The 23,709-nt window shown below is 61.0% G+C and carries 20 protein-coding genes and 1 tRNA gene; 5 read left to right on the top strand and 16 right to left on the bottom strand.

Annotated elements, in window-relative coordinates; genetic code table 11:
• Positions 1-25 precede the first annotated feature (25 nt).
• The 5 genes from CYR52_RS16715 to CYR52_RS16695 form a co-directional block, all read right to left on the bottom strand.
• Entirely contained in the window at positions 26-499 is a 474-nt protein-coding gene (locus CYR52_RS16715) for a GNAT family N-acetyltransferase (RefSeq protein ID WP_101828990.1), read from the bottom strand.
• On the bottom strand, positions 496-1,263 hold the full coding sequence (locus CYR52_RS16710) for an FCD domain-containing protein (RefSeq protein WP_072932787.1): 768 nt from the start codon (positions 1,261-1,263) through the stop codon (positions 496-498). Before CYR52_RS16710 ends, CYR52_RS16715 begins: the two co-directional genes overlap by 4 nt.
• Positions 1,264-1,339: 76 nt before the next feature.
• Positions 1,340-1,657: a PTS sugar transporter subunit IIB gene (locus CYR52_RS16705; protein WP_072932789.1), complete on the bottom strand. Its 318-nt coding sequence runs from the start codon at positions 1,655-1,657 to the stop codon at positions 1,340-1,342.
• 11 nt (positions 1,658-1,668) lie between these two features.
• On the bottom strand, positions 1,669-3,096 hold the full coding sequence (locus CYR52_RS16700) for a glycoside hydrolase family 1 protein (RefSeq protein ID WP_101828989.1): 1,428 nt from the start codon (positions 3,094-3,096) through the stop codon (positions 1,669-1,671).
• 2 nt (positions 3,097-3,098) lie between these two features.
• Entirely contained in the window at positions 3,099-4,445 is a 1,347-nt protein-coding gene (locus CYR52_RS16695; protein ID WP_072932640.1) for a PTS sugar transporter subunit IIC, read from the bottom strand.
• 438 nt (positions 4,446-4,883) lie between these two features.
• Between CYR52_RS16695 and CYR52_RS16690 the strand changes: the two genes are divergently transcribed.
• On the top strand, positions 4,884-5,903 hold the full coding sequence (locus CYR52_RS16690; protein WP_101828988.1) for a LacI family DNA-binding transcriptional regulator: 1,020 nt from the start codon (positions 4,884-4,886) through the stop codon (positions 5,901-5,903).
• Here the strand turns inward: CYR52_RS16690 and lysA are convergent.
• A complete protein-coding gene (gene lysA, locus CYR52_RS16685; RefSeq protein ID WP_072932647.1) occupies positions 5,900-7,159 on the bottom strand; it encodes a diaminopimelate decarboxylase in 1,260 nt (419 codons plus the stop codon). The genes CYR52_RS16690 and lysA overlap by 4 nt on opposite strands.
• A 136-nt stretch (positions 7,160-7,295) precedes the next feature.
• On the opposite strand from lysA, the gene CYR52_RS16680 reads away from it, so the two are divergent.
• The gene (locus CYR52_RS16680; protein WP_101828987.1) at positions 7,296-8,225 is read left to right on the top strand and encodes a LysR family transcriptional regulator; all 930 of its coding nucleotides are present in this window, start codon (positions 7,296-7,298) and stop codon (positions 8,223-8,225) included.
• A gap of 63 nt (positions 8,226-8,288) precedes the next feature.
• Here the strand turns inward: CYR52_RS16680 and CYR52_RS16675 are convergent, their stop codons facing one another.
• Entirely contained in the window at positions 8,289-9,443 is a 1,155-nt protein-coding gene (locus CYR52_RS16675) for an MFS transporter (RefSeq protein WP_101828986.1), read from the bottom strand.
• Positions 9,444-9,722: 279 nt separating this feature from the next.
• Positions 9,723-10,451, bottom strand: a complete 729-nt coding sequence (locus CYR52_RS16670; protein WP_101828985.1) for a tetratricopeptide repeat protein — start codon at positions 10,449-10,451, stop codon at positions 9,723-9,725.
• 159 nt (positions 10,452-10,610) lie between these two features.
• Here CYR52_RS16670 and CYR52_RS16665 point away from each other — a divergent pair, with 159 nt between their 5' ends.
• Positions 10,611-12,356, top strand: a complete 1,746-nt coding sequence (locus CYR52_RS16665) for an ABC transporter ATP-binding protein/permease (RefSeq protein WP_101828984.1) — start codon at positions 10,611-10,613, stop codon at positions 12,354-12,356.
• Positions 12,357-12,413: 57 nt separating this feature from the next.
• Here CYR52_RS16665 and CYR52_RS16660 read toward each other — a convergent pair whose 3' ends face one another.
• The 3 genes from CYR52_RS16660 to CYR52_RS16650 form a co-directional block, all read right to left on the bottom strand.
• Positions 12,414-14,054, bottom strand: coding sequence for a PTS transporter subunit EIIC (locus CYR52_RS16660; RefSeq protein WP_072932686.1), 1,641 nt, complete (start codon positions 14,052-14,054; stop codon positions 12,414-12,416).
• Between the two features lie 501 nt (positions 14,055-14,555).
• Positions 14,556-15,830 (bottom strand): beta-ketoacyl-ACP synthase II, encoded by a 1,275-nt coding sequence (gene fabF / locus CYR52_RS16655; RefSeq protein WP_101828983.1) that lies wholly within the window; start codon positions 15,828-15,830, stop codon positions 14,556-14,558.
• Complete coding sequence (locus CYR52_RS16650; protein WP_241506109.1) at positions 15,827-16,354, bottom strand: winged helix-turn-helix transcriptional regulator; 528 nt, start codon at positions 16,352-16,354, stop codon at positions 15,827-15,829. Before CYR52_RS16650 ends, fabF begins: the two co-directional genes overlap by 4 nt.
• Positions 16,355-16,520: 166 nt before the next feature.
• Here CYR52_RS16650 and CYR52_RS16645 point away from each other — a divergent pair, with 166 nt between their 5' ends.
• Positions 16,521-17,156: a glutathione S-transferase family protein gene (locus tag CYR52_RS16645; protein WP_101828982.1), complete on the top strand. Its 636-nt coding sequence runs from the start codon at positions 16,521-16,523 to the stop codon at positions 17,154-17,156.
• Between the two features lie 23 nt (positions 17,157-17,179).
• Here CYR52_RS16645 and CYR52_RS16640 read toward each other — a convergent pair whose 3' ends face one another.
• The 3 genes from CYR52_RS16640 to CYR52_RS16630 are packed head-to-tail and all read right to left on the bottom strand — an operon-like array spanning position 17,180 to position 19,345.
• Positions 17,180-17,359: a hypothetical protein gene (locus CYR52_RS16640; protein ID WP_072932692.1), complete on the bottom strand. Its 180-nt coding sequence runs from the start codon at positions 17,357-17,359 to the stop codon at positions 17,180-17,182.
• A gap of 42 nt (positions 17,360-17,401) precedes the next feature.
• On the bottom strand, positions 17,402-18,469 hold the full coding sequence (locus CYR52_RS16635) for a class I mannose-6-phosphate isomerase (RefSeq protein WP_101828981.1): 1,068 nt from the start codon (positions 18,467-18,469) through the stop codon (positions 17,402-17,404).
• An 18-nt stretch (positions 18,470-18,487) separates the two neighbouring features.
• Positions 18,488-19,345: a glucose 1-dehydrogenase gene (locus tag CYR52_RS16630; protein WP_072932696.1), complete on the bottom strand. Its 858-nt coding sequence runs from the start codon at positions 19,343-19,345 to the stop codon at positions 18,488-18,490.
• Between the two features lie 310 nt (positions 19,346-19,655).
• Here CYR52_RS16630 and CYR52_RS22450 point away from each other — a divergent pair, with 310 nt between their 5' ends.
• The gene (locus tag CYR52_RS22450) at positions 19,656-20,105 is read left to right on the top strand and encodes a putative T6SS immunity periplasmic lipoprotein (protein WP_146001346.1); all 450 of its coding nucleotides are present in this window, start codon (positions 19,656-19,658) and stop codon (positions 20,103-20,105) included.
• A 233-nt stretch (positions 20,106-20,338) separates the two neighbouring features.
• Here the strand turns inward: CYR52_RS22450 and CYR52_RS16625 are convergent.
• Positions 20,339-20,412 (bottom strand) — tRNA-Gly (locus CYR52_RS16625).
• Between the two features lie 105 nt (positions 20,413-20,517).
• A complete protein-coding gene (locus CYR52_RS16620; RefSeq protein WP_101828980.1) occupies positions 20,518-23,649 on the bottom strand; it encodes a chitinase in 3,132 nt (1,043 codons plus the stop codon).
• Positions 23,650-23,709 lie beyond the last annotated feature (60 nt).

Here is a 23,709-nt window from a genome sequence, read left to right as displayed (position 1 = left end):
ATAAACAACCGAAACCGACCACCCACTACAAACTCCGGCTATAAACCCAAACCCCCTCATCCGGATACTCCACCCCCTCCCCCATCAACCCCCACCCATGCCGCTCATAATACCCATTGAACGTCGCATAGAGATAAAGCGCGGCAAACCCGGCCTGCCGCGCAACCTCCACGACATGCGCCTGCAACTGCTGCCCGATGCCGCGGCCGCGGTATGCCTCATCGACATACAGCGCCGCCAGCCAGGGCGTCAGATCCTGGCGGCTTAACAGGTCGCTGCGCCACAGCCCGACAGTGCCCACCAGCCGGTCGCCGTCGCGGGCAATAAAGGTGATGGGCAAACCGGTTTTTTTCAGGCTGCTGACCACGATGCTGTCAAAAAAAGCGCGGCTCTGCGCATTGCCGAACGCCTGGCAAAGCCAGTCGGTAACCTGCGGGTGGTGTTCTGGAAAATCGGCCAGAAAGCCGAGGGTGACCGTGCCCGGCGAAACGGCAGTCACACCAGTTTCCCCTGGAAAATCGGCACGGATTCAAACAGGTAACCGTCAAACTCCGGTGCATCGACGTCTGACAGCTCCATCAGGGTGCTCTTCACATTTTCCATGTGCTGCCACATCGCCTGGTACGACCCCATCACATCGCGGCGGCGCAGGGCCGCCAGGATGTTCTGGTGATCCGCCAGCCACTTCAGCCGGTAGCCGCGGGTGGCGATATGGCTGTGGAGTTGTTGCCAGAGCGGGCTGTTGTCACGCCGTTGCCAGATGCTTTTTACCGTCTCCAGCAGCATCTGGTTTTGCGTGGCCCCGGCAATCAGCAGGTGGAACAGCTTGTCGTTGTCGCCACTGGTGTCATTGGCAACAATCGCCCGCTGCTCCTGCTCCAGCGTACGGCGCAGGTTTTCGATGTCCGCTTTGGTGGCCATCGTGGCGGCAAAGGCGGCGATGTTGCTCTCCAGCAGTTGCCGCGCCTGCAACACCTCAAACGGGCCGATTTCATTGAGCAAATCGTCATCCTGCTCGTCATCCGACGGAATGCGGATCACATACACGCCGGAGCCCTGGCGGATGTCCACCGTGCCTTCCAGCTCCAGCATCAGCAGCGCCTCCCGCACGATGGTGCGGCTGACGCCGTAGTTCTCCGCCATATTGCGTTCCGGCGGCAGCCGTGACCCGACGGGATAGTGGCCCTGTTGGATCTGCGCCCGCAGATCCTGGCCAATCTCCTGATACTGTTTCTTTTCCTGCGGAATTACGCCTTTTTCCACGGTTTCACCCTGAAGCACCTTGCAATGATTAGCCTGCCGCCCCACCTGCCGGAAGGGCGGACGGGGATCGAGGCGGCTAGTCTATCAAACCCAGCGCCTGATCGAGCACTTTTGCCCCGTTCAGCGTGCCGTAGGCGACCGAATCGATCACACCGATCGGCACCTGGTGTTCATCCGTGATCTTTTTATTGGCCGCCAGCTTGAAGCGCACCTGCGGCCCCAGCAGCACCGCCACCACGTCATTGCCGTAGTTTTGCAGCTCATCGCGCAGGTTCTGTTCCGGGATGGCGTAAATGCGGAACGCCAGCCCGCGAGCCTCAGCCTCTTTCTCCATTTTGGTCACCACCAGCGAGGTGGACATGCCTGCCGAGCAGGCGAGTACGATACGTTTCAGGTTGGCTTCACTCATTTTTCATCATCATCCAGGGTCAGTGTCAGGGTGCGGGATTCGCTCAGGGCGGCGAACCAGTGGGAAGATTTTTTACGGCGGCGCGCGCGCTGGTTGTTGAGGTCTATCTCAATCAGCCCGTAGCGGTTTTTAAAGGCGTTCATCGGTGAGACGTTATCGGTAAATGCCCACAGCATGTAGCCCCGGCAGTTTGCCCCCTCTTCGCACGCTTTCAGCGTCCAGTAGAGGTGCTCGCCGATAAAGCGGATGCGGTAATCGTCCTGGATTTCGCCGTCCGCGCCGCGGTGCTGCGCCTCGTTTTCAACGCCCATGCCGTTTTCTGCGATAAACCACGGAATGTTGCGGTAATCCTGCTTCAGGCGCTGCGCCATGTCGTAAATGATTTTCGGGTAGATCTCCCAGCCGCGTGACGGGTTCATACGGCGGCCCGGCAGCTCGAAATGCTCGTAATAGCAGGCCGGGTGGAACGGCGTTTCCGGGTTCCAGGCCCGGCTGGGCGCTTTCACCCGGTGCGGGTAGTAGAGGTTGATGCCGACCTCATCCACGGTGTTTTCGCGGATGGTCGCCAGCTCCGCCGCGTCATGCTCAAACATCACCTCATGGCGGCGCAGCAGCGCCAGCAGCTCCGCCGGGTAGTCACCGAGGATCAGCGGGTCGAGGAAGACCCGGTTATAGAACAGATCGTACAGCTCGGCGGCGCGCTGGTCGTGTGCCGCCTGCGAGCGCGGGTAGGTCACTTCCGGGTTGAGGATCACGCCAATCGTCCCGGCCTGCCCACGGCGGCGGAACAGCTCCACCACTTTCGCTGTCGCCAGCACCTTGTGGTGGTTCCACTGCATCCATTTGGCGGTGTTCTGCTCATACGGCCAGCGCAGCGCGTCGAGGTAGACGCGGGTCTGCACCACCACCGGCTCGTTAAAGGTAAACCAGCGTGTGACGCGGTGGCCGAAGCGTTCAAACGCCTTTTCGGCGTAACGCACGAACAGCTCAACCACGTGCTTGCTGCTCCAGCCGTCATACTTTTCCAGCAGCGCCGCCGGCAGCTCGTAGTGCTCGAGGCAGAGCATCGGCACAATCCCGGCCGCCTCCATCTCGTCCAGCCAGCGGTCGAGATAGGCCGCGTACTCCTCGTCCACCGTCGCGGTTTCGTAGTCCGTCAGAAAGCGCGACCAGTTGATCGAGGTGCGGTAGTGGCTGAGGCCGCTGGCCTTCATCAGCGCCACGTCTTCCGGGTAGCGGTTGATGAAGTCCGTGGCAACCGCCGGGCCGTAGCCGTTGTGCCAGACATGGCGGTCGTTTTTGTACCAGGCATCGAGGTAGGAGTCCTGCCCCGGCTTTTTGCCGCTCCAGCCCTCGGTCTGCCAGGCGGACGCCGCCGCGCCGAGGATGAATCCTTCAGGAAGTGCCAGTGAAACCTTGCTCATGCTTACCTCACGGGTTGGGTGCCAAGTTCATTACCGGTTTCGGCCGCCAGCTGGGCCGCATCCGCCCGGCGTGAAGCCACTTTGACAAACGGCAGGTAGATAACCACCGAGACGCCGATGCACACCAGCTGCGTGACCACCGCGCCCATTGACCCGGCGGTCGAGAGCCAGGCATTGATGACAGGCGGCGTGGTCCAGGGCACCATCACCACGGCGCGCCCGGCAAAGCCGAGGCTGGTGGCGAAGTAGCCGATGGTGCCGGTGACCAGCGGGGTGATGATGAAGGGGATCGCCAGGATCGGGTTCAGCATGATCGGCATCCCGAAGATCACCGGTTCGTTGATGTTGAAGAAGCTCGGCCCCAGCGACAGCTTGCCGATCTCTTTCATCTCTTTGCGGCGTGACGCGAGGATCACCGCCAGCAGCAGGCCGATGGTACAGCCGGAGCCGCCGATGCTCATATAGACGTCCCAGAACGGCATGGTGATGATGTTCGGGATCTCTTTGCCCTGCTCAAACGCCGTCATGTTGACGGTGATCGCGCCGAGCAGCAGCGGTTCGCGGATGGGCTTGATCATCTGGTTGCCGTGGATGCCGATCACCCAGAACAGCTGGGCAACAAACATCAGGATCAGGATGCCCGGCAGGCTCTGCATCACCGACTCCAGCGGCTGCTGGATGACTTTGTAGACCGCGTCATAGAGGTAGATGCCGGTAACCCGGTGGAACACAAAGCCGAAGGTGGCGATCAGCACCACGGTGATAATCGCCGGGATCAACGCCGAGAACGAGGCGGCGACATTAGGCGGCACACTCTCCGGCATCTTGATGCGCAGGCCGTTGATCCGCTCCAGCCGGGTGTAAATTTCCACCGACAGGATGGCGATAAACATCCCCAGGAACAGGCTCTTGGTATCAGAGAACTGTTTCGCCAGCACATCTTTCACCACCTGCAACTGGTCGTTGACCATCAGCTCAAGCGTGGTGGGCGTCACCGCGATAAAGCAGATCACCGCCAGCATACCGGGGAACAGTGTGCGGTTGCCGTTGATCTTGCCCAGTTCAATCCCGATCAAAAACACCGCGCCGATGGTGATAAAGCTCAGGGTGGCGTAGTTGATGCTGGTCATGATCGGCTTGAGCACAGCCAGGAAGGAGAAGATCTCGAAGCTCGCCAGGCCGTTTTTCGGGTCCATCACCATGTTGGAGATCAACACCGAGAACGCCCCGACGATGATCACCGGCATCAGGGTGATGAAGGCGGCTTTGATTGCCATGATGTAGCGGTAACTGTTGAAGGTATTGGCAAAACTCCCCAGAGAGTCAATCAGCCGGTCCTTATATGACATACGCACCTCGTAACTGTTGGTGGTGCCGGTGTTCTGTGCGCAGGGTCGGCCCGCATGGCCAGAGGTAAATGCGGGCCGCCCTGCCCGATCGTATCGGGCAGCACAGAGCATCAGATGGCGAAAAGTGTCCAACAAAACGCGTGCGGCTTAATCGCGTTTGGTATGCCAAAGTTAACGGAATGAGGTTAAATTTCTGTGATCATCACCGCACAAGCGAGAATTGGAATTCCAATAATGGCCTAAAACGCGTTTTGGTATACCAAATAGGATTTTTCGCAACGAAGCGGTAACCCGGACGGGGGATCGCAGGGCCAGGAGGGAAGATCCACGGCGATCGCGCTGGCCGGGGGTGCCCCTTTTCCCTCTGCCGCCTATGCTAAACTGCGGCCATATCAACGTTTTCCCGGCATTGCAGCCGGTTATTGAGGGTGCTGACGGATGATCACCATGTTGGATGTCTCACTGCGGGCCGGGGTGTCGAAGGCCACGGTCTCCCGCGTGCTGAACGGCACCGGGCAGGTCAGGCAGAGCACGCGCGATGCGGTGTTCCGCGCCATGGAGGAGCTGGGCTACCGGCCCAATTTCCTGGCGCAGTCGCTGGCGACGCGCAGTTCCAACAGCATCGGGCTGGTGCTCTCCAATTTCGATGGCCCTTATTTCGGTACGCTGCTGCGCCAGGCGGCGAAAGATGTGGAGGCAAGCGGCAAGCACCTGATTGTGACCGACGGCCACGATACGCCGGAAGATGAGGCAGAAGCGGTGCGCCTGCTGGCGGACCGGCGTTGTGACGCGATCGTGCTCTATACCCGCCATATGTCAGAGGCGCAGATCATGGCGCTGTTGGAGACGCTGCCGATGCCGCTGGTAGTGATTAACCGCGATGTGCCGCAGGCGCGCGACCGCTGTGTCTTCTTCGAACAACAGCAGGCGGTGTTTGAGGCAGTGAGTTACCTGATCGGCCGGGGCCACCGGGCGATTGCCTGCATCACCGGGCCGATGGCAACCCCCACCGCGCAGCAGCGGCTGGCCGGTTACCAGGCGGCGCTCGACGCGCACGGGATCGCCTTTAACCCCGCCTGGGTGGCGGAAGGGGACAATAAAGTCACCGGCGGGTACCACGCCTGCCGCACCCTGCTGGCGAATGACGGCAGGTTCAGCGCGCTGTTTTGCAGCAATGATGATATGGCGATTGGCGCGATGAAAGCGTTACAGGAGGCGGGCAAAACACTGCCGGAGGAGGTGTCGCTGTTTGGGTTTGATGACCAGCCTGCGGCGGCGTTCCTGCAACCGGCGCTCTCCACCGTCTACCTGCCGATTGATGCGATGATCGAAACCGCCATCGCCCAGGCGCTGCGGCTGCTTAACCGCCAGCCGGTGGTGCCGCTGGCCCCGTTCACCGGTCAGTTGCGGGTGCGCGACTCGGTGGCGGCGGGGCCGTTTTTCACGCCGGGGAGTTAAATCAGTTCCAGCGCCAGCAGCTCTTCGATGGTCTGGCGGCGGCGGATCAACCGCACGTCGTCGCCGTCAAACAGCACTTCCGGCAGCAGCGGGCGGCTGTTGTAGTTGGAGGACATCGACGCGCCATACGCGCCGGTGTCGTGGAACACCAGATAGTCGCCAATCTGCGCCGTGGGCAGGGCGCAGGTTTCCACGCCGCCGCCCGCCTGCTGGGTGAACACATCCCCCGACTCGCACAGCGGCCCGGCGATCACCGACTCAATCAGCGGCTCACCGGTGGTGTCCCGGCCGTCTGCAGGCAGCAGCGAAATGTGGTGGTAACTGCCGTACATCGCCGGGCGCATCAGATCGTTGAACCCGGCATCCACCAGCACAAAGTGGCGGCTGCCCATGTTTTTCACCGCCCGCACCTGCGCCAGCAACACCCCGGACTCCGCCACCAGGAAGCGCCCCGGTTCGATCTCCAGCTTCACCGGGTGGCCGAGGTGCGCGGCAATCTGCTGGCGCGCCCGGTCCCACAGGCCGAAATAGTGATCGGTATCGATGCGCTCACCGCCGAACTGGTAAGGAATCGAGAGGCCGCCGCCGGCGGAGATCGCCTCGATGTCATGCCCAAGCTCGATAACCTGGCGTACCATCGCGTCACACACCTGCTCCAGGTGGCTGTAGTCCACACCGGAACCGATATGCATATGGATGCCGACCAGCGTCAGCGAATAGTGGCGGATCAGCGCCAGCGCCTGCGGCAGATCGGCATACCAGATGCCGTGTTTGCTGTTCTCACCGCCGGTGTTGGTTTTCTGGCTGTGGCCGTGGCCAAAACCGGGGTTAACCCGCAGCCAGACCGGGTGGCCGGGGCGGCGTTCGCCCAGTTGGGCCAGCATGTCGATGGAACCGGCATTGACCGGGATCGCCAGCTCCGTCACGCGCGCCAGCGTCGGCTCGTCCAGCAGGTCAGCGGTGAAAACAATCTCCCCCTCCGGCCCCGGCTGGTAACCGGCGTGCATCGCCCGTTCGATCTCCCCCAGCGACACAGAGTCCACCCGCACGCCCTGCCCGCGCATCAGCCGCAGGATATGGGTGTTGGAGCAGGCTTTCTGCGCAAAGCGGATCACATCGAACTGGCGCAATTCAGCGATGCGTTGGCGGATAATGTCTGCGTCATACGCCCAGACCGGGCAGCCAAAACGGGCAGGCAGGGCCAGCAGGTTGTCCGCATTCAGGGCGGTAGAATGATCATTCAGGGCGTAAGGCATCAGCGGCTGTCCGGTTAAGTCAGGGTCAGAATAACAAGTATGGCTGCCATGCTACCTGCGCGCCGCACGGCGGGAAAATATCTGTTTGGCGGCAGGCTATTCATTTATGATATGGCTTTTCGCCGGAACTCCGTTGATGCCTGCCCTCTCCCTGCGCCAGATTGAAATTTTCCATGCGGTGATGACCGCCGGCAACCTGACGGAAGCCGCCGCGCTGCTGCACACCTCGCAACCCACCGTGAGCCGCGAACTGGCGCGCTTTGAAAAAAGCGTCGGCCTGTCGCTGTTTGACCGGGTGCGCGGGCGGCTGGTGCCCACGGTGCAGGGGTTGCGGCTGTTTGAGGAGGTGCAGCGTTCGTACTATGGGCTGGAGCGCATCAGCGCCGCGGCGGCGGGCATCCGCCAGTTTCAGGAGGCGCAGCTCTCCATCGCCTGTTTGCCCGCGTTCAGCCAGTCGCTGTTGCCGTCAGTCTGCAAGCCCTTTACCGATGCTTACCCCGGCGTCAGCCTGAATGTGGTGCCGCAGGAGTCACCTCTGCTGGAGGAGTGGCTCTCCGCCCAACGCCACGATCTCGGCCTGACGGAAACCACCCTGACACCGGCCGGGACTGAACGTTTTACGCTGATGACGCACAATGAAGTGTGCGTACTGCCGGCCGGGCACCCGCTGCTGGCGAAAACGCAACTGACCCCGCACGATTTTGAGGGCGAAAACTATGTCAGCCTCTCCGGCACCGACAGTTACCGGCAATTGCTGGATGCGCTGTTTCTGGAGGCCGGGGTCACGCGGCGGATGGTGCTGGAGACGCACAGCGCCGCGTCAGTGTGCGCGATGGTGCGGGAAGGGGTCGGTGTTTCCGTGGTGAACCCGCTGACGGCAGTGGATTACGCCGCCCAGGGCGGCATTGCGGTGCGTCCGTTCAGTGTGGCGGTGCCGTTTACCGTGAGCCTGATCCGCCCGCTGCACCGCCCCTCGTCTGACGTGGTGGACGCCTTTATCACCTGGCTGCACCGGCTGGCGGCGCAGTTCCCTGCCCGGCTGGCGGCGGCCATCGCCTACCGCTAGCCGGGCCAGGCGGTTTACATCGCCGCGTAGGCGCGGCGAAAGATCATTGCTGCGTTATGCCCGTCACGCCACTGCTTTGCGCGCAGCGCGGCGGAAGGTGAACACGCAGAGCACAAAGCCCAGCAGCGCCAGCCCGCCTGCCGCCACCGGCACCACCGTCAGCCCCAGCCCACCGGCGATAACCGATCCGCCGACCCAGGCACCCAGCGCGTTACCGACGTTAAACGCGGCAATGTTGAGCGTTGACACCAGGTTCGGCGCATTTTTGCCGTAGGCCACCACGTTTATCTGCAACGCCGGTACCGCCGCGAACGCCGCCGCCGCCCAGAGGAACAGCGTCACTTCCGCCGCCACCAGATGGTGGCTGGTGATGCTGAACAGCACCGAAAACAGCGCGATCAGCAGGAAGGTCAGTGTCAGGCTGACCGGGAGTTTCCAGTCCGCCAGGCGGCCGCCCAGCACATTGCCGACCGTCAGCCCGACGCCCATCAGCAGCAGCGTCCAGCTCACCCCATGCGGTGACACCCCGGTAATATCCGTCAACACCGGTGCGATATAGGTGAACAGCGCGAACATCGCCGCCGCAAAGCAGACCGTCATCAGCAGCGAGAGCCAGATGCCCAGCCCGCGCAGCGCGCTCAACTCTTTGCGCAGGTTGGTCGGCTGCTCCTCTTTCACGTCCGGTAATTTGGTGTAGAGCGCCAGCAGCGAGATAAAGCCGATCACCACCACGGCCCAGAAGGTTGACCGCCAGCCCAGCGCCTGCCCAAGCGCAGTGCCGAGCGGCACGCCCAGCACGTTCGCCAGGGTCAGGCCGGTAAACATCAGCGCCACCGCGGAGGCGCGCCGGTTGGGGGCCACCAGATTGGCCGCGACCACGGCACCAATGCCGAAGAACGCCCCGTGGCACAGCGCCGTGATGATCCGCGCCAGCATCAGGAAGTGGTAACTGTAGGCCAGCGCGCACATCAGGTTGCCGACGATGAAAATCACCATCAGCAACAGCAGCGTCATTTTGCGCGGCAGCCGGGCGGTCAGGATCGCCATAATCGGCGCGCCAATCGCCACACCCAGTGCATAGCCGCTGATAAGCCAGCCCGCCAGCGGAATGCTGACCTGCAAATCCCCCGCGACCTGCGGCAGCAGGCCCATAATGACAAACTCAGTGGTCCCGATGGCAAAGGCACTCATTGCCAGCGCCAGAAGTGAAACAGGCATACACGCTCCCCGTGTGATTGCAGCCGCCGCACAGCGGCGGCGTTATCGCAGATGAATTTTTATAACAACGTTATGTTTATCACAGACGATAAGCCAGCCCACGGAAAACGCCGTGTGCCGGGTCGTCATAAAAGTGAAGGTCAGGCGTGACACCGCCCGGAGGCACCGGATAGCCCTTTCATTTGTCAGGCTTTTCTTATCCGTTACCTGATAGAGATACCACACCTGCCCGCCGCAAGGCCAGCCGGCAGGCGGTGGAGCGCACAGTCGTCTAATTCCTTACGGCGTGACCCGCCAGTAGACACCCTGGGCGCGGACGTTGTGGCCGAAACCGCAGTCGCCGTCGGTGGCCAGCATCACGTCATGGTCGGTGAAGGCCATGCTGACGTCGCAGGCGCTGCCGAAATCGGACTCGGCGGACTGGTGGTACACCGCGTGCCGGTCACGGATCGCGGTGACGGTGGAAAACTCGCCGATGTTCGGCCCGTAGTAGAGCGCCATTGCGCCCATGTAGAGGCCGCTGTACTCAATCGCGAAGCGGTCGCCCTGCGGTTTGACCACCAGCGTATTCCAGTTGCCGTACCCGGCATATTGCCAGTATTCGCCCGCCGGGCTGCGCGGCGGCGGCAGGGCGTCGAGCTGCGGTTGCATCAGGCTGAGGTTATAGCGCGATTTCTCATCGTCCGGGGCGAGTTGCAGCCAGGCGCGCGCCTTGAGCCACATCCCCTGCCGCAGGTAAGCCAGCGCAATGTTGTTGTAAGCGGTGACGGTGGCGCCCTCCGGCTGGCGGCAGAATTCGCTCCAGGCGACCTGATCGCGGAAAATGTCCCGCGCCCGCGCATAGTCACCGTTCTGGTAAGCCGCCTGCCCTTTTACCGCATACTGGCCGACGTTGCGGCAATCCGCCTCAATGTCCGGCTCATCTATTTTTGCCGCGGCATTCAGTGCCGTCAGCACCCCGGCGAGCAGTACGGCACCGGCCGCCACGCCTGTCGGCAAACCCTTCATTCGTTTTCCTCTGTTGTGTTGCACGCCCTGATGATCACCGGGGGAACGAAAAACATCCTTACAAGTCTATAATTGCCAGTTGGATCACAGACACCCATTCTGGCCTTTATTTGGCCATGATCAGACCTAGACTCTTTTTTGCTGGAAGTTGGATTCACTATGACAAAAACCCCAGGAACACACAGCCAATGGCGCCAGATCTGGCGCCTGATTAAACCTTACTGGCACTCCGAAGAGAAGTGGCGCGCCTGGACGATGCTCGCCACCATTGTGGCGTTGTCATTGGCCACGGTCTATATCAATGTGCTGCTGAACGAATGGAACCGCGTCTTTTATGATGCGTTGCAAAACAAAAATTACCCGGTGTTCAAAGAACAGTTGCTGCACTTCACCTGGCTGGCGCTGGCGTTTATCGTGATCTCGATTTACAAGGTCTACCTGACCCAGGGGTTACAAATGTACTGGCGGCGCTGGATGACCAAGCAATATATGTCCAAGTGGCTGAAGCACCACGCCTATTACCACACCGAACAGCAGCAGACGGTGGATAACCCCGACCAGCGTATCGCCGAAGACCTCAATGTGCTGACCAACGGCACCCTGTCACTGACGCTGGGGCTGCTGTCGAGCGTGGTGACGCTGGTGTCGTTCGTCTCGATCCTGTGGGCGGTGAGCGGCCCGCTGACCTTTATGGTGTCGTCCCATACCTTTACCATCCCCGGTTATATGGTCTGGTTTGCCCTGCTGTACGCCGTGCTCGGCTCGCTGCTGGTGGGCTGGATCGGCCGGCCGCTGGTGCGCCTTGGCTTCAACCAGGAGCGCTTCGAGGCAAACTTCCGTTTCGGGCTGATCCGCATCCGTGAGAACAGCGACGCCATCGCCCTCTATCAGGGTGAAAAGCGCGAACGTGAGCAACTTGAGGGCCGTTTCGAGGCGATCCGCAGCAACTGGTGGTCGATCATGCGCGTCACCAAGTCGCTGAATATTGCCTCAACCTTCTATGCGCAATTCGCGATTATTTTCCCGTTCCTGGTGGCCGCCCCGCGTTACTTCTCCGGTTCGATCCAGCTCGGGATGCTGATGCAGATCTCCTCCGCCTTCGGGCAGGTGCAGGGGGCGCTCTCCTGGTTTATCGATGCGTTTAACGATCTGGCGACCTGGAAAGCCTGTGTGAACCGTCTGGCCGGTTTCAACAACGCCGTGGATGAAATTGAAGCGCGGCCGAACGGCATCCAGCACGCCGATTCCCCTGACCATGCGCTGGTGCTCGACAAACTGCAACTCACCCTGCCGGACGGCGCACCGCTGTTTGCCCCGGCGAGCGTGGCGCTGAAGCCCGGTGACCGCGTGCTGATTGCCGGGCCGTCCGGTTGCGGCAAATCCACGCTGCTGCGTGCGGTGGCAGGGATCTGGCCGTACGGCAGCGGGCAGATCGCCGCTAACCGCCAACAGACCACGCTGTTCCTGCCGCAACGCAGTTACATCCCGATCGGTTCCCTGCGTGAGGCGCTGAGCTACCCGGATGACCCGTCACGCCACCCGGACAGCGAACTGCTGGCGGTGCTGGAGCAGTGTCGGTTGAAACACCTGCAACCGATGCTGGATATGGCCGGGAACTGGGGCCACCGCCTCTCGCCGGGCGAACAGCAGCGGCTCGGGTTTGCCCGCGTGTTGCTGATCAAACCGGATATCCTGTTCCTGGACGAAGCCACCAGCGCGCTGGATGACGAGACCGAACAGCAGATGTATACGCTGATGGTGGAGAACCTGCCGGAGATGACGCTGGTGAGCGTCGCGCACCGCAACAGCGTGGCGAAATACCACCAGCAGTGCTGGCGCTTCCAGGCCGATCAGGCCCAACACGCGGTGGTGCTGACGCCGTCGGCGCTGCCTGAACCGGCGTAATAAAGACGCGATAAAAAACGGCGGCCAGATGGCCGCCGTTTCTGTTTGTGCCGCGCTTTACGCCGTTGCGCCCAGCGCCACTTTCACCTGATTGGCAATCTTCTCCACCTGCGGGCCGTAAATCACATGCACATCATGTTCAGTGACCCGTTTCACGCCATGCGCGCCGGTGGTTTTCAGTTTGTCATCCAGCACCTGCGCCATGTCATTCACCTTCACCCGCAGGCGGGTAAAGCAGCAATCCACTTGCAGGATATTGGCCACGCCGCCCAGCCCGTCGATGATCACCTGTGACTGGTCACCCGCCGCCGGTTTGGTGCCGACCGCGGCGGTGGTGCCGGTAGCCGGTTGTGGGGAGTTGGTGACTTCGCCCAGTTCGCCTTCGCTCTCGCGCCCCGGGGTTTCCACCCGCATTTTCAGGATAACCCAGCGGAACGAGAAGTAGTAAAGCGGCGCATAGACAGCCCCGAGGATCAGCGCATCCCACCAGTGGGTACGCGCGCCGCCCAGCACGCCGAAGATCAGGAAATCGATCGCCCCGCCCTGCACGTTACCGATCATCACATCCATTATCTGCATCAGCATAAACGACAGCCCTGTCAGCAACGCATGGAGGATGTAGAGCACCGGCGACACGAAGATAAAGCAGAACTCCAGCGGCTCGGTGATGCCGGTGGTAAACGAGGCCAGCGCCCCCGCCATCATCAGCGCCTTGACCCGCTCTTTGTGCTGCGGCCGCGCGGTGTGGTACATCGCCAGCGCCGCCGCAGGCAGGCCGAACATCATTACCGGGATTTTGCCCTGCGCCAGGAAGCGCGTGGCTTCCCGCGTGATCTCATCCGGGATGGAGCCGGGTGTCGAGAGCGCAGCGTTGAAGATGTTCAGCGCGCCGACGATGCTCTGGCCGTCCACGGTGGTCATGCCGCCGATCGGCGTGAAGCGCACGGTTTCATTGATGATGTGGTGCAGGCCGGTCGGGATCAGCAGCCGCTCCGAGGTGGCATAAATAAAGGTGCCTACCTCCCCGGTTTTGCCGATAAGCTCCCCGACCCACAAAATACCCTGCGCCACCGCAGGCCAGATCAGCGCCATCCCGACCCCGACCAGCGGCAGCACCAGCACGGTGATGATCGGCACAAAACGCCGTCCGCCAAAGAAGGCAATCGCCGTCGGCAGGGTGATGGTATAGAAGCGGTTATGCAGCAGCATCACCACCAGCCCGGTGATCACCCCGCCCAGTACGCTCATGTTGTAAGTGAAAATACCGAGCGTATTGGTGAACTCGGCGGCGTACATCATCGCTTCCGTTTGCGCCATGCCCTGCCCGGTCAGATGCGCCACCGTGGTGGTGGCCGCCGTGATGCCCTGCGCCTTCAGGCAGAAATTGACCCCGACATGCAGCGCGATAAAGCCGATACCGGCCGCAAAGGCCGCTGTGGCTTTCTCCGCATTGGCCAGCCCCATCGCCGTTGCCACGGCGAAAAACAGCGGCAGGTTGGCAAACAGCGCCCCGGACACCGCCCGGATAAAGCCGATCACCAGCTGTGGGTAACGCATGTCATTGAAGGCATCCCCGGTGATCGCCGGGTTCTGTAAGGCCGCTGCCAGCCCGAGAAAAATCCCGGCGGCGGCAATCACCGAGATGGGCGTCATCAGCGCCTTACCCAGATCATGGATTTTGCTGCTGAGCTTGATCATGTGCCGAACTCCTTGAGGCAGGGTGAAAATTCGTACTTTGAGTAAAGTCACGAACCCCGGCGTTGTATAGACAGCATCGGCCAGAGTATGAGGGTGGTCACATTTTCACCGCTCCGGCTGCCGGCCGGTTTGCCTGGCAAATTCGCCGCTTTTGGCACCAGGTTGCGCGTACAGGGCGGATTTTTCCCCTGTGTTCCCGGCAGGAAATCAGAGATGCACGTCATTCGCCTGCTTATCGTCAGCGGCCTGATTAATTACCTTTCAAGAGAGCGCGTGTATGTCACCTTTCCCGGCTATTTCCGGGATGGCTGAATCGCGGTGGCGCGTGATGCCCCTGCCAGGGAGATGGGCCGGGCCACGGGGGGCCAGAGGTTTTGCGGGCTGGTCATGCAGCAGCGCGGCCCGTTACCGGCCGCGCTGCGTGTGATTAACCCACCGGGCTGACGCCGGCGGGCTGGTGTTTACGGGCTGATGTATGCAGACAGAGGTGGGCGGGAAACGTCAGTCCGTCCAGCATTTGAAGATCACGCTGGCATTGACGCCGCCGAACCCAAACCCGTTGGAGAGCGCGTACTCCATCGCCATCGGCCGTGCTTCGCGCCCGACCAGATCCACCCCTTCGGCGTCCGGGTCCGGGTGCTCCAGGTTGCGGGTCGGCGGTGCAATCTGGTCACGCAGGGCCATCACCGTGAAGATCGCCTCAATGCCGCCCGCCGCGCCCAGCAAGTGGCCGGTAGAGGATTTGGTCGAGGTGACCGCGATGCGGTTTTCAGTGCCGAACAGCGCCTTGATCGCCGCCAGTTCGCCGCGATCGCCGACCGGCGTTGAGGTGGCGTGGGCATTCAGGTGCTGCACCTGGTGCGGCTCAATCCCGGCCTGGCGCAGCGCGATACTCATCGCACGCCGTGCGCCGCTGCCGTCTTCCGGCCCGGCGGTGAGGTGGTAGGCGTCTGCGCTGGTGCCGTAGCCCACCACTTCCGCCAGCGGTGTCGCGCCGCGTGCCAGCGCATGTTCCAGGGTTTCCACCACCAGCACCCCGGCCCCTTCGCCCATCACAAAGCCGTCACGCGCGGTATCAAACGGGCGGGACGCCAGTTCCGGCGTGTCGTTGAAGCCGGTGGAGAGCGCCCGCGCGGCGGCAAAGCCGCCGAGGCTGACGCGGTCAATGGCTGCCTCACTGCCGCCGCAGATCACAATGTCCGCCTCGTTATTACGCAGCAACCGCGCCGCATCGCCAATCGCCTGGACGCTGGCCGCGCAGGCCGCGACCGGGGTGCCCAGCGGGCCTTTAAAGCCAAACGCCATCGAGACGTGACCGGCGGCCATGTTTGCCAGAAAGGCGGGCACGGTAAACGGCGACAGACGGCGCGGGCCGCGCTGTTCGGTGGTGGTCACCGCGTTGGCAATCGCCGGGAAGCCGCCGATACCGGAGGCGATGACGGTGGCGGTGCGTTCACGCTGCGCGTCGGTCTCCGGCTGCCAGCCCGCCTGCGCCAGCGCCTCTTTGGCGGCACCCAGCGCGAAAGTGATAAAGCGGTCCATCTTCTTCTGCTCTTTGACCGGCACCGCCTGATCCACATCGAACCCGGCTTCCGGGTCTTCAGCGAGGGTCGGCACTACGCCGCCGATTTTCACCGGCAGATCGGCCACCACCTCTTCCGCCAGCGGCCGGATACCGGACGCCCCTGCCAGCAGGCGTTGCCAGACCGGCCCTACCCCACAACCCAGCGGGGAGACGATCCCCATGCCGGTCACGACAATGCGTTGCAAACTCATGGTGTGTTCTCCTTTGTGGCTGAATCAGCCTGATGCTGTGCGGCAGCCCGCGCGAGTCGGGCAGCCATTTTCCCATCGGCTGCCGGGCCTGCCACCAGCTGGTGGGTAGCCAGGCTGATGGGTTTCTGGTGAACCTGATCAAACAGTGTAGGTTCCACCAACGTGCCGGTCGTGCGCTCCGCCAGCAAAATGCTGGCCCCTTCCGGCGAGAAATGGGTATTGCCCCACTGCAACAGCGTGAACAACACCGGCTCCAGCCCGCGCCCGGCGTCGGTCAGCCGGTATTCATAGCGCAGCGGCCGGGTGTTGTAGGGGTGCTTTTCCAGCAACCCGTTTTCGACCAGTGTTGCCAGCCGGCGGCTAAGGATGTTCGGCGCAATCGCCAGGCTCTGCTGGAACTCATCAAAGCGGCAGAGCCCGTGGAGCGCATCGCGGATAATCAGCAGGCTCCACCACTCACCGACGCGCTCCAGGCTGCGCGCAATCGGGCAGCGCTCCCCGCTTAAATTTTTGCGTTTCATCATTACCTCACTTGCATAATGAAAGTCACTTTACCGGAGTCACTTGCATTATGCAATTTACTGCACTGGGGAAGCCGTTGCGGCTGCCGGGTGAAATCTGCCCCGCCCGCCTTGCGCCGCGGCCACCCCGGCTGTTACGGTGGATTCACTATTCTCAGAGGTGTGCACCATGAATTATGTTCTTTTTTATTCGCCGGGTTCGACCAGTATGGCGGTGCACTGGATGTTGCTGGAGTTGGGTGTGCCGTTTGACGCCGTGTGGGTCAAGTTACATGAGGGTGAACAGCATTCGCGTGAGTACCGCAAAATCAGCCCGTTGGGCCGCGTCCCGGCGCTGTTTGTTGACGGCGAAACGGTGTGTGAGTCCAGCGCGCTGCTGATGCTGCTGGCCGAGCGCCACCCGGAGGGCGGGCTGGCCCCGCTGCCGGGCAGTGAGCACCGTGCGGTGTGGCTGGAGACGATGATCTTCTTCGCCAATACGCTGTTGCCCGCGATGCGCGACTGGTTTTATGCCGACCAGGATGGTGCGGCTGAACTGGCCCCAACCGTGCGGCAACGGGCTCAGCAGCGGATTGAACAGGCGTGGGAAACCCTGGATGCCCAACTGAGCCGCAACGGGGAATATCTGGTGGGTGATGCCCTTTCCACGGTGGATCTTATGGCTGTGATGCTGATGTACCGGTCACGCGAGATGGCCAGACCGGCGACACAATGGCCGCGGCTGAAGGCGTATGCAGAGCGGTTAACTGCGCGCCCGGCTTACCAACAGCTCCGGGCGCGCGAGGCCCTGTCCGGCTGGCTGTAACGCCACCGGCTCAGGGATAAAACTCAGGGAACCGGCACCACGGAGATGATTTTCACCTCTTTACCGCCGGTTTTCTGTTTCGCCTGCTCCAGCACTTCCGGGCTTTTGTCCGTGAGTTCCTGTTCACTCACGATAACCAACTCTTCCGCACTGGCATGGCTGCCGTCCTGACGCTCAAAGACCACTTTATAACTGGCGCTCATATCTGCTCCTTTGGTTAGCTTGTTTACGGGCGGCGGCCGCTGTCAGCGCCGCTCATCCCACACATCTCCCAACAACCGGATGGTCTGGTCGTCACAGCCTTGCGCGCGCAACGGTGCACGCACGTCGTTTTCCAGATCCGGCACATACCCCACCAGCACCTCGCCGGGGCCGTGGAACGTCACCTGTTTCAGGGCCGCCGGCAGCAGCAGGCTCTCTGCCCGCCCCAGCGGGTAGCGCTCGCCATTGGCCTCCAGTTCGCACGGCTCGCCGATGTTAGACACCAGCCGCACGCTGCCGAAGGTGTACGCGTATTCCGACGCGATGCGCCAGCGCTCCAGCGCAAAATAGGGCCCGGCACAACATATTACCCGGCGGCAGGCGGGCGTCTCTTCACGCAGCAGGCCCGGATGCGGCAATGACACCAGCGCCGGGCGCAGCTCGTCGAGCAGCGCGTCGATGTTTTTCTCCTGGGTTGCCCTGGCAAGGCGCGAGCCATCCTCCATGTTCCACGGCATCGCATGCTGCTGAATGTTGGAGGTCTGCTCGATCTCATAGATCAGCGTGTCCGGCCCAAACGAATGCAACATGCCGCCCGGCACATAGAAGGTGTCCCCGGCGCGTACCGGGTAGCGGTACATCACCGCATCGTAGTCGCCGTCGAGCAGCGCACTGCGCAGCGTTGCCCGGTCAACGCCCGGTTTGACGCCCAGCAGGCAGGTCGCCCCTTCTGCCGCCCAGAGGATGTGCCACGCCTCGGTTTTGCCGTTTGGCTGGCCTTCAAGCCGGGCCGCGGCCTCATCATTGGCATGCAGGTGCACCGGCAACATCCCGTTGCCGTCGATAAACTTGGTCAGCAACGGAAAATGGGGGCCGCGCCAGCCGGGCGCGACCAGATGATCGGGATAACGTTCGGTGAGTTCACGCAGGGTCTGGCCGGCCAGTTCCCCGTTTTTCACCGTGGCGATCATGCCGTCAACATCGCTGACCTCCCAGGTTTCAGCGATACGGCCGTCCGGCAGCCCTGCCTTGCCCAATCTTTCCCTGATGTTATGCCCGCCAAAAATATGGGTGGCGAGCGGCAGGGTCAGCGATAAAGGATAAGCCTTCATGCGTACCTCCCGCTGTTATCAGATAATGGGCTGGCCACCTGTCACGGCGATGTTGGCACCGGAGATGTAGCTCGCTTCGTCGCTGGCCAGCATCACGTACGGTGCAGCCAGTTCGGCCGGTTGCCCGACACGTTTGATCGGCATGGCGCTGCCCAGTTCTTTGACCTGATCAGCCGGCATGGTAGCCGGGATAAGCGGCGTCCAGATCGGGCCGGGGGCCACGGTGTTGGAGCGGATGCCCTTTTCAGCCAGCAACTGTGCCAGGCTGCCGGACATATTCAGGATGGCAGATTTGGTGGCGGAGTAAGCCACCAGCATCGGTTTCGGCTGGTCAGCATTGATCGACGTGGTGCTGATGATCGAACTGCCTTGCGGCATATGCGGCACGGCCGCTTTTACGATGCGGAACATCGCATAGATGTTGGTTTTCATCGTGCGGTCGAACTCTTCCTCGCTGATCTCATCCAGCGACTGGCGCACCATCTGGAAGGCGGCGTTATTCACGATGATGTCGATACGGCCAAACGCTTCTACCGCTTTGTCGACCACGGCGCGGCAATGCTCGGCTTCCGTTAAATCACCCGGCACCAGTACCGCTTTCTGCCCGGCCTCTTCCACCAGCCGTGCGGTGTCTTTGGCGTCTTCATGCTCGTTCAGATAGGAGATCAGCACATCTGCCCCTTCACGGGCGTAGGCAATCGCCACCGCCCGGCCGATGCCGGAGTCACCGCCGGTGATAATGGCTTTTTTGCCCGCCAGGCGGCCGGAGCCTTGGTAGCTGGTTTCACCATGATCCGGTGCCGGTTTCATGTCAAAAATGGTGCCCGGTACGGTTTGCTGCTGTTCAGGTTGTGGGGGAGTAGGACGGTTTGTCATGGGTCTGTCTCCTGTTATCTGACGGCGAATCTCGCCTGAGAATGGGGGCCAGGCCGCAGCCTGACGCTAAAAATTCGATATACCTCACACGGTTATGCAAAGCGTTACGCTGTTTTCAGTATAGTGCATTGACACAGATTGCAAGGCGGAAGGGCAGGAAACAGGGAAGAGTACGCACTCAAAAAGACTCACAGCGACCCATTCTTGCAGGTCTGCTGTTTCTGCAAAAAGTAGACACCGTTCAATTTTTAAATACCCCATATTGATAGGATAGCGGGCATTGGCTTACTTATAACAAGGGATTAATAGGATGATACACGAGAGAATAAATATAAAAAACATCACCTCAGAAAAATATAATAACTGCAATTTAAAAGCATCAACGCATTTCAGGAGAAGCCCCTTATTTAAAAGAGCCGTTATACCGCTGATATTTACTTTATCTCTTTCTGGTTGCGTAGGTGACCGTTTAGAATTCCGGAACAAAGGCACTGTTTATCTGGAAGGAAATCGCCTTGTTTGTATCAAGTCAACACCTGGCGATAGACTTACCTACTATTTATTAAGTTCCTCCGAAAATAACTATGCCCCGCCGCTGGCTGTTGAAGTAGAGATAAACAGAACATACCCAGACACATGTATCAATAGCATTACATTGAAAGAAAATGTGGCCTACGAGCTGAGTTATATTCTTAATGATGTTAAGTATAAAGCTGAGTTTAGTTTAGATAAAAACAGCACGATAAAAGGAGTTCAATAAATGTCTTTTCCTGCCTATCTGTTTTTATATAATGAAATTTTAAAAATAGCCATTTTCATCAGGGCTCATGAAAAAGTCATAGCGTGTATAGAAAAGAGGTCTTAATTCCTGTCCTATACACATTATTATAGAGGGTACAATGAGCAGTACAGGACGTAGAAATGACTGAAACGCGGAAAGCCTTGCTATGTCTGGGATTGGTAGAGCTCAGAAGGTGGTGCCGGAAGTGTTTTTGGAGCGGGTGAAGGGAATCGAACCCTCGTATGCAGCTTGGGAAGCTGCCGTTCTACCATTGAACTACACCCGCGTCGGTGTGCGTTGGGCATTATAACCCTAACTCGCTGAGTGACAAGCAGTAAAACACCGCCAATTGGCGGTGTTTTGAGCAGTCAGTCCATTTTGGTATAAAAACCTATTTCGCAAAGTAGCAGGGTGCCTGGTAGTAGGCGCGCATTTTCTCTGCCAGCCAGCCGCCGTCGTCACCGTTGGAGTGGATAGTGGTGATGCTGACCGTCGAGCCGCCGCCCCACAATATCGAGAAGATGTTGTAGTCCGGCAGGTTGTAGACCTGCTGCTGCGACCAGTCGTAGCCGTTGTCACGTTGCAGGAACTCCCCCACCCGGCTGACGCCATAGTTCACCGGGTTTATCGCCGTGTTGCGCAGCCCGGCGTAAATCGTGGACACCTCCTTGCCGATGCGCTCATCGCCCATAAAGAAGGTGCCGCCGGAGGCAAAGTGCGTGCTGGGGATCAGGCTGGTGCCCTCCTCTTCCGTCGGCATGTGGCCGCCGGGGATCTGCCAGATCATCGCCGGTTTGTTCAGCCCGGCCGCGGTGTATTTCACCAGCTTCAGGTAGTTGAGCCAGCTTGACGCGTTCCAGCCGTAGTGCGCCAGCGCGTCCGGGCTGAAGCAGTCACGTTCGAACTTATCAAACACAATGAAATCCGGCGCGTACTGGCCCTGGTAGACACGCAGTTCGTTGATGAAATCCACCACCGCATTGGCATGTTCGCGTGCGTCCACGTTCTCCCGCAGCACCCAGTCGGCGGTGCCGGTCGCCCAGACGTTGGTCTGCCAGCCAAACGGCACATCCGGCGCAAAATGCCGCACGATAAAGTTAATCGCCTGCAGGTAACCGTACAGATCATCACTGAAGGTCGGCAACAGCGGCGTGCTGAACCGCAACAGCGGCTGGAGATCCCGTACTGCACTCTGCAACAGGCTGTTGACCTTCACGCTGCCCAGCCCGCGCACCACCATGTAACCATGAGGCTCCTGCTGCATCGCACCAAGGAAATCGGGGTTCAGCACAAAGGTCACCGGTACCGGGTGCGCCGCGTCTTTGTAGCTCTGCGCCGCCACGCACTGGGTGATAAAGCTGCCGAAATGGTTGCGCAGCCGCTGCTCATCCTGGAGATCCGGCAGGGCGCTGCCGCCGCTGGCGTTGGCGGTGTACACCACCATCACCGGCATCACCGGGCGGTTCGCTTCCTGCGCAATTTTACGGGCGACGTCACAGGTGCGGTGCACCGGCAGGCTGTCGAGGTCGAGGTAGCCGTCGCCGTTTTTATCCACTTCCGCCGCCGGGATCGGGTCACCGCCGCCGTCAAAGCCGTCATATTTGAAAATGGCGCTGACCGGCACGCCGCTGTAGGCCGTGACGGAGGCGTTGGCGTTGACCGTCACGCCGCCGTGGGCCAGGTAATCGGGCCAGCCGCGTACCTGCAGTTCCACCCCCTGTTCAAACGCCAGTTGCAACGCGGCGTTGCCGGCCGACACCGTGACCTTCGCCCCGCGTACCGGCAGATAACTGCGGCCGTTCAGCGTCAGTTTCTCGGCGCTGATGAGGTAATCGCCCGCCGCCAGCGGATAAGGCACCGCCAGCTTGCCTATGCCGTTCAGGGTGAAATAGTACTGGGTCGTGCCGTCCGGGCTTATCAACGAGACGTTAAGTTTATGGCTGCCGGAGGGCAGCCCACCGGCCTGAAGCGTGGCCTTGATCATATTGCCGGTATTGAGCCGCCGGGTCTGGTAGTCCACGGTAACCGGCAGCACGTTGTTTTTATTCGGGATAAACGAGGTCAGCGCCGTCAGGCCGGAGAACTCGGTGTTGTTGATGCTGGTGGTGATGATTTTTACCTGGCAGGCCACCTGATGCGTCAGTTTGTTAATGGTCAGCGGCGTGCCGAATGTCAGGCGATGGTCGCCCGCGACCGTTTGCCCGGCCTGGGTCAGCGTAATGCCGATGTTGCCCTGTTTAATGCTGTTGTTGCTCATCAGGGTGAGCGCGGCAGACGCGAAAATCCGTGGCGGATGGTAGGCCAGCGTCGCATGGTAAGGCGAATTACTTGCTGACAGCGTGATCGTGAGCTGCGGCTGTTGCGGCGTCAGGCTCGCTTCCTGGTTCTCCAGCACCGGCAGTTGCAGGCTGTAACGCCCATAGCTCAGGCTTTTGATGCGCTGCGCACTGTTCCATTGCAGGGTGTGCGTCTCGCGGTTGCCTTCGGGGTCCGTCAGGATCACCTGCGGCGGCGGGAAACCGGCCAGCGGGCTGGCGGGGGTGGCGATCACCAGTTCACCCTGCCGTGCCGGGTCATTGACCAGCGTGACATGCACGTCGCCCAGTGTGACCGGGGTCTGGGTGGCACTCAGGCTGAAGCTCAGGGTGCCGGTGGCACCGGGGGCGAGGCTCATTTTGCCGCCCGACGGCAGCACCAGCGTGTTTTTCTCCAGCGGCCAGCCGCCGTCACGCGTGACGGTAGGCGCGGTGCCGGAGAAGAGTGTGCCGCTGAACGGGCTGTACTCATCGGGGTGGCCGGTGGCCATAAACTCAATTTTTGCCTGCGCCAGGTCAATCATCTGTTGGCAGGTATTGGTGAGGGTGAAGGTGACTTTCTGGTACCAACTGTTCGAGGAGAGCCCGCTGACGCTGACGGCCACGCTGGCCTCGGCCGGGTTGCCGCTGGGGGTTGGCGGCGTGATGGGCGTCTCTTCATCCGGCTCGTCCGGCAAGACGGGTTCCTCCGGCACGGCCGGCTCGTCCGGTAACGCGGGTTCATCCGGTAGCGCAGGTTCATCCGGCAATTCCGGCAGGAAATCGTCGGCCGGCGGCTGCTCCTCAGGCTCGGCGGGCGCGTCCGGCTCCGCAGGCGCTACCGGCCCGCTGGCTTCGCCGGACGCCAGGGTCAGCGTCCAGTGGCTCACCTCAAACGGGATCTGGCTGGCCGCCAGGTTGAACACCAGCGTGCCCTGCTTTCCCGGTGCCAGCAGCAGCGGCCCGCCGTTATCCAGCACCACCCGGCTGTGTTTCAGCGGCCATTCATCGATAAAGGTGATATCCGGCGTTTTGCCGGGCATCAGGCTGCCGCCCACCGGCGCATAGTGGTCGATGCTGCCGTTGGCGGTAAAACAGAGCTCGGCCTGATTGAGATCCAGCGGCTGCGTGCCGCGGTTGCTGAAGGTCAGGGTGGCCGGCTGGTACCAGCTATTGACGTCAATTGCGCTGGCGGCCAGATGCAGGCCGGACGGTAGTTGTGTTGCCATGATGTGCCCCTTGTCTGAACGTGTCTGACCAGCGTCACACTAAGGCACTGTTATTCCTAT

The sequence above is a fragment of the Chimaeribacter arupi genome (assembly GCF_002858805.1).
GTDB classification, from domain to species: domain Bacteria; phylum Pseudomonadota; class Gammaproteobacteria; order Enterobacterales; family Enterobacteriaceae; genus Chimaeribacter; species Chimaeribacter arupi.
This window is presented reverse-complemented; position numbering and strand designations above follow the sequence as displayed.

Bases quoted from the DNA above. Each gene is read 5' to 3' on its own strand.
- CYR52_RS16700 (WP_101828989.1), bottom strand. From the start codon at position 3,096: ATGAGCAAGGTTTCACTGGCACTTCCTGAAGGATTCATCCTCGGCGCG.
- CYR52_RS16695 (WP_072932640.1), bottom strand. From the start codon at position 4,445: ATGTCATATAAGGACCGGCTGATTGACTCTCTGGGGAGTTTTGCCAAT.
- CYR52_RS16690 (WP_101828988.1), top strand. From the start codon at position 4,884: ATGATCACCATGTTGGATGTCTCACTGCGGGCCGGGGTGTCGAAGGCC.
- lysA (WP_072932647.1), bottom strand. From the start codon at position 7,159: ATGCCTTACGCCCTGAATGATCATTCTACCGCCCTGAATGCGGACAAC.
- CYR52_RS16680 (WP_101828987.1), top strand. From the start codon at position 7,296: ATGCCTGCCCTCTCCCTGCGCCAGATTGAAATTTTCCATGCGGTGATG.
- CYR52_RS16675 (WP_101828986.1), bottom strand. From the start codon at position 9,443: ATGCCTGTTTCACTTCTGGCGCTGGCAATGAGTGCCTTTGCCATCGGG.
- CYR52_RS16670 (WP_101828985.1), bottom strand. From the start codon at position 10,451: ATGAAGGGTTTGCCGACAGGCGTGGCGGCCGGTGCCGTACTGCTCGCC.
- CYR52_RS16665 (WP_101828984.1), top strand. From the start codon at position 10,611: ATGACAAAAACCCCAGGAACACACAGCCAATGGCGCCAGATCTGGCGC.
- CYR52_RS16660 (WP_072932686.1), bottom strand. From the start codon at position 14,054: ATGATCAAGCTCAGCAGCAAAATCCATGATCTGGGTAAGGCGCTGATG.
- fabF (WP_101828983.1), bottom strand. From the start codon at position 15,830: ATGAGTTTGCAACGCATTGTCGTGACCGGCATGGGGATCGTCTCCCCG.
- CYR52_RS16650 (WP_241506109.1), bottom strand. From the start codon at position 16,354: ATGATGAAACGCAAAAATTTAAGCGGGGAGCGCTGCCCGATTGCGCGC.
- CYR52_RS16645 (WP_101828982.1), top strand. From the start codon at position 16,521: ATGAATTATGTTCTTTTTTATTCGCCGGGTTCGACCAGTATGGCGGTG.
- CYR52_RS16640 (WP_072932692.1), bottom strand. From the start codon at position 17,359: ATGAGCGCCAGTTATAAAGTGGTCTTTGAGCGTCAGGACGGCAGCCAT.
- CYR52_RS16635 (WP_101828981.1), bottom strand. From the start codon at position 18,469: ATGAAGGCTTATCCTTTATCGCTGACCCTGCCGCTCGCCACCCATATT.
- CYR52_RS16630 (WP_072932696.1), bottom strand. From the start codon at position 19,345: ATGACAAACCGTCCTACTCCCCCACAACCTGAACAGCAGCAAACCGTA.
- CYR52_RS22450 (WP_146001346.1), top strand. From the start codon at position 19,656: ATGATACACGAGAGAATAAATATAAAAAACATCACCTCAGAAAAATAT.
- CYR52_RS16620 (WP_101828980.1), bottom strand. From the start codon at position 23,649: ATGGCAACACAACTACCGTCCGGCCTGCATCTGGCCGCCAGCGCAATT.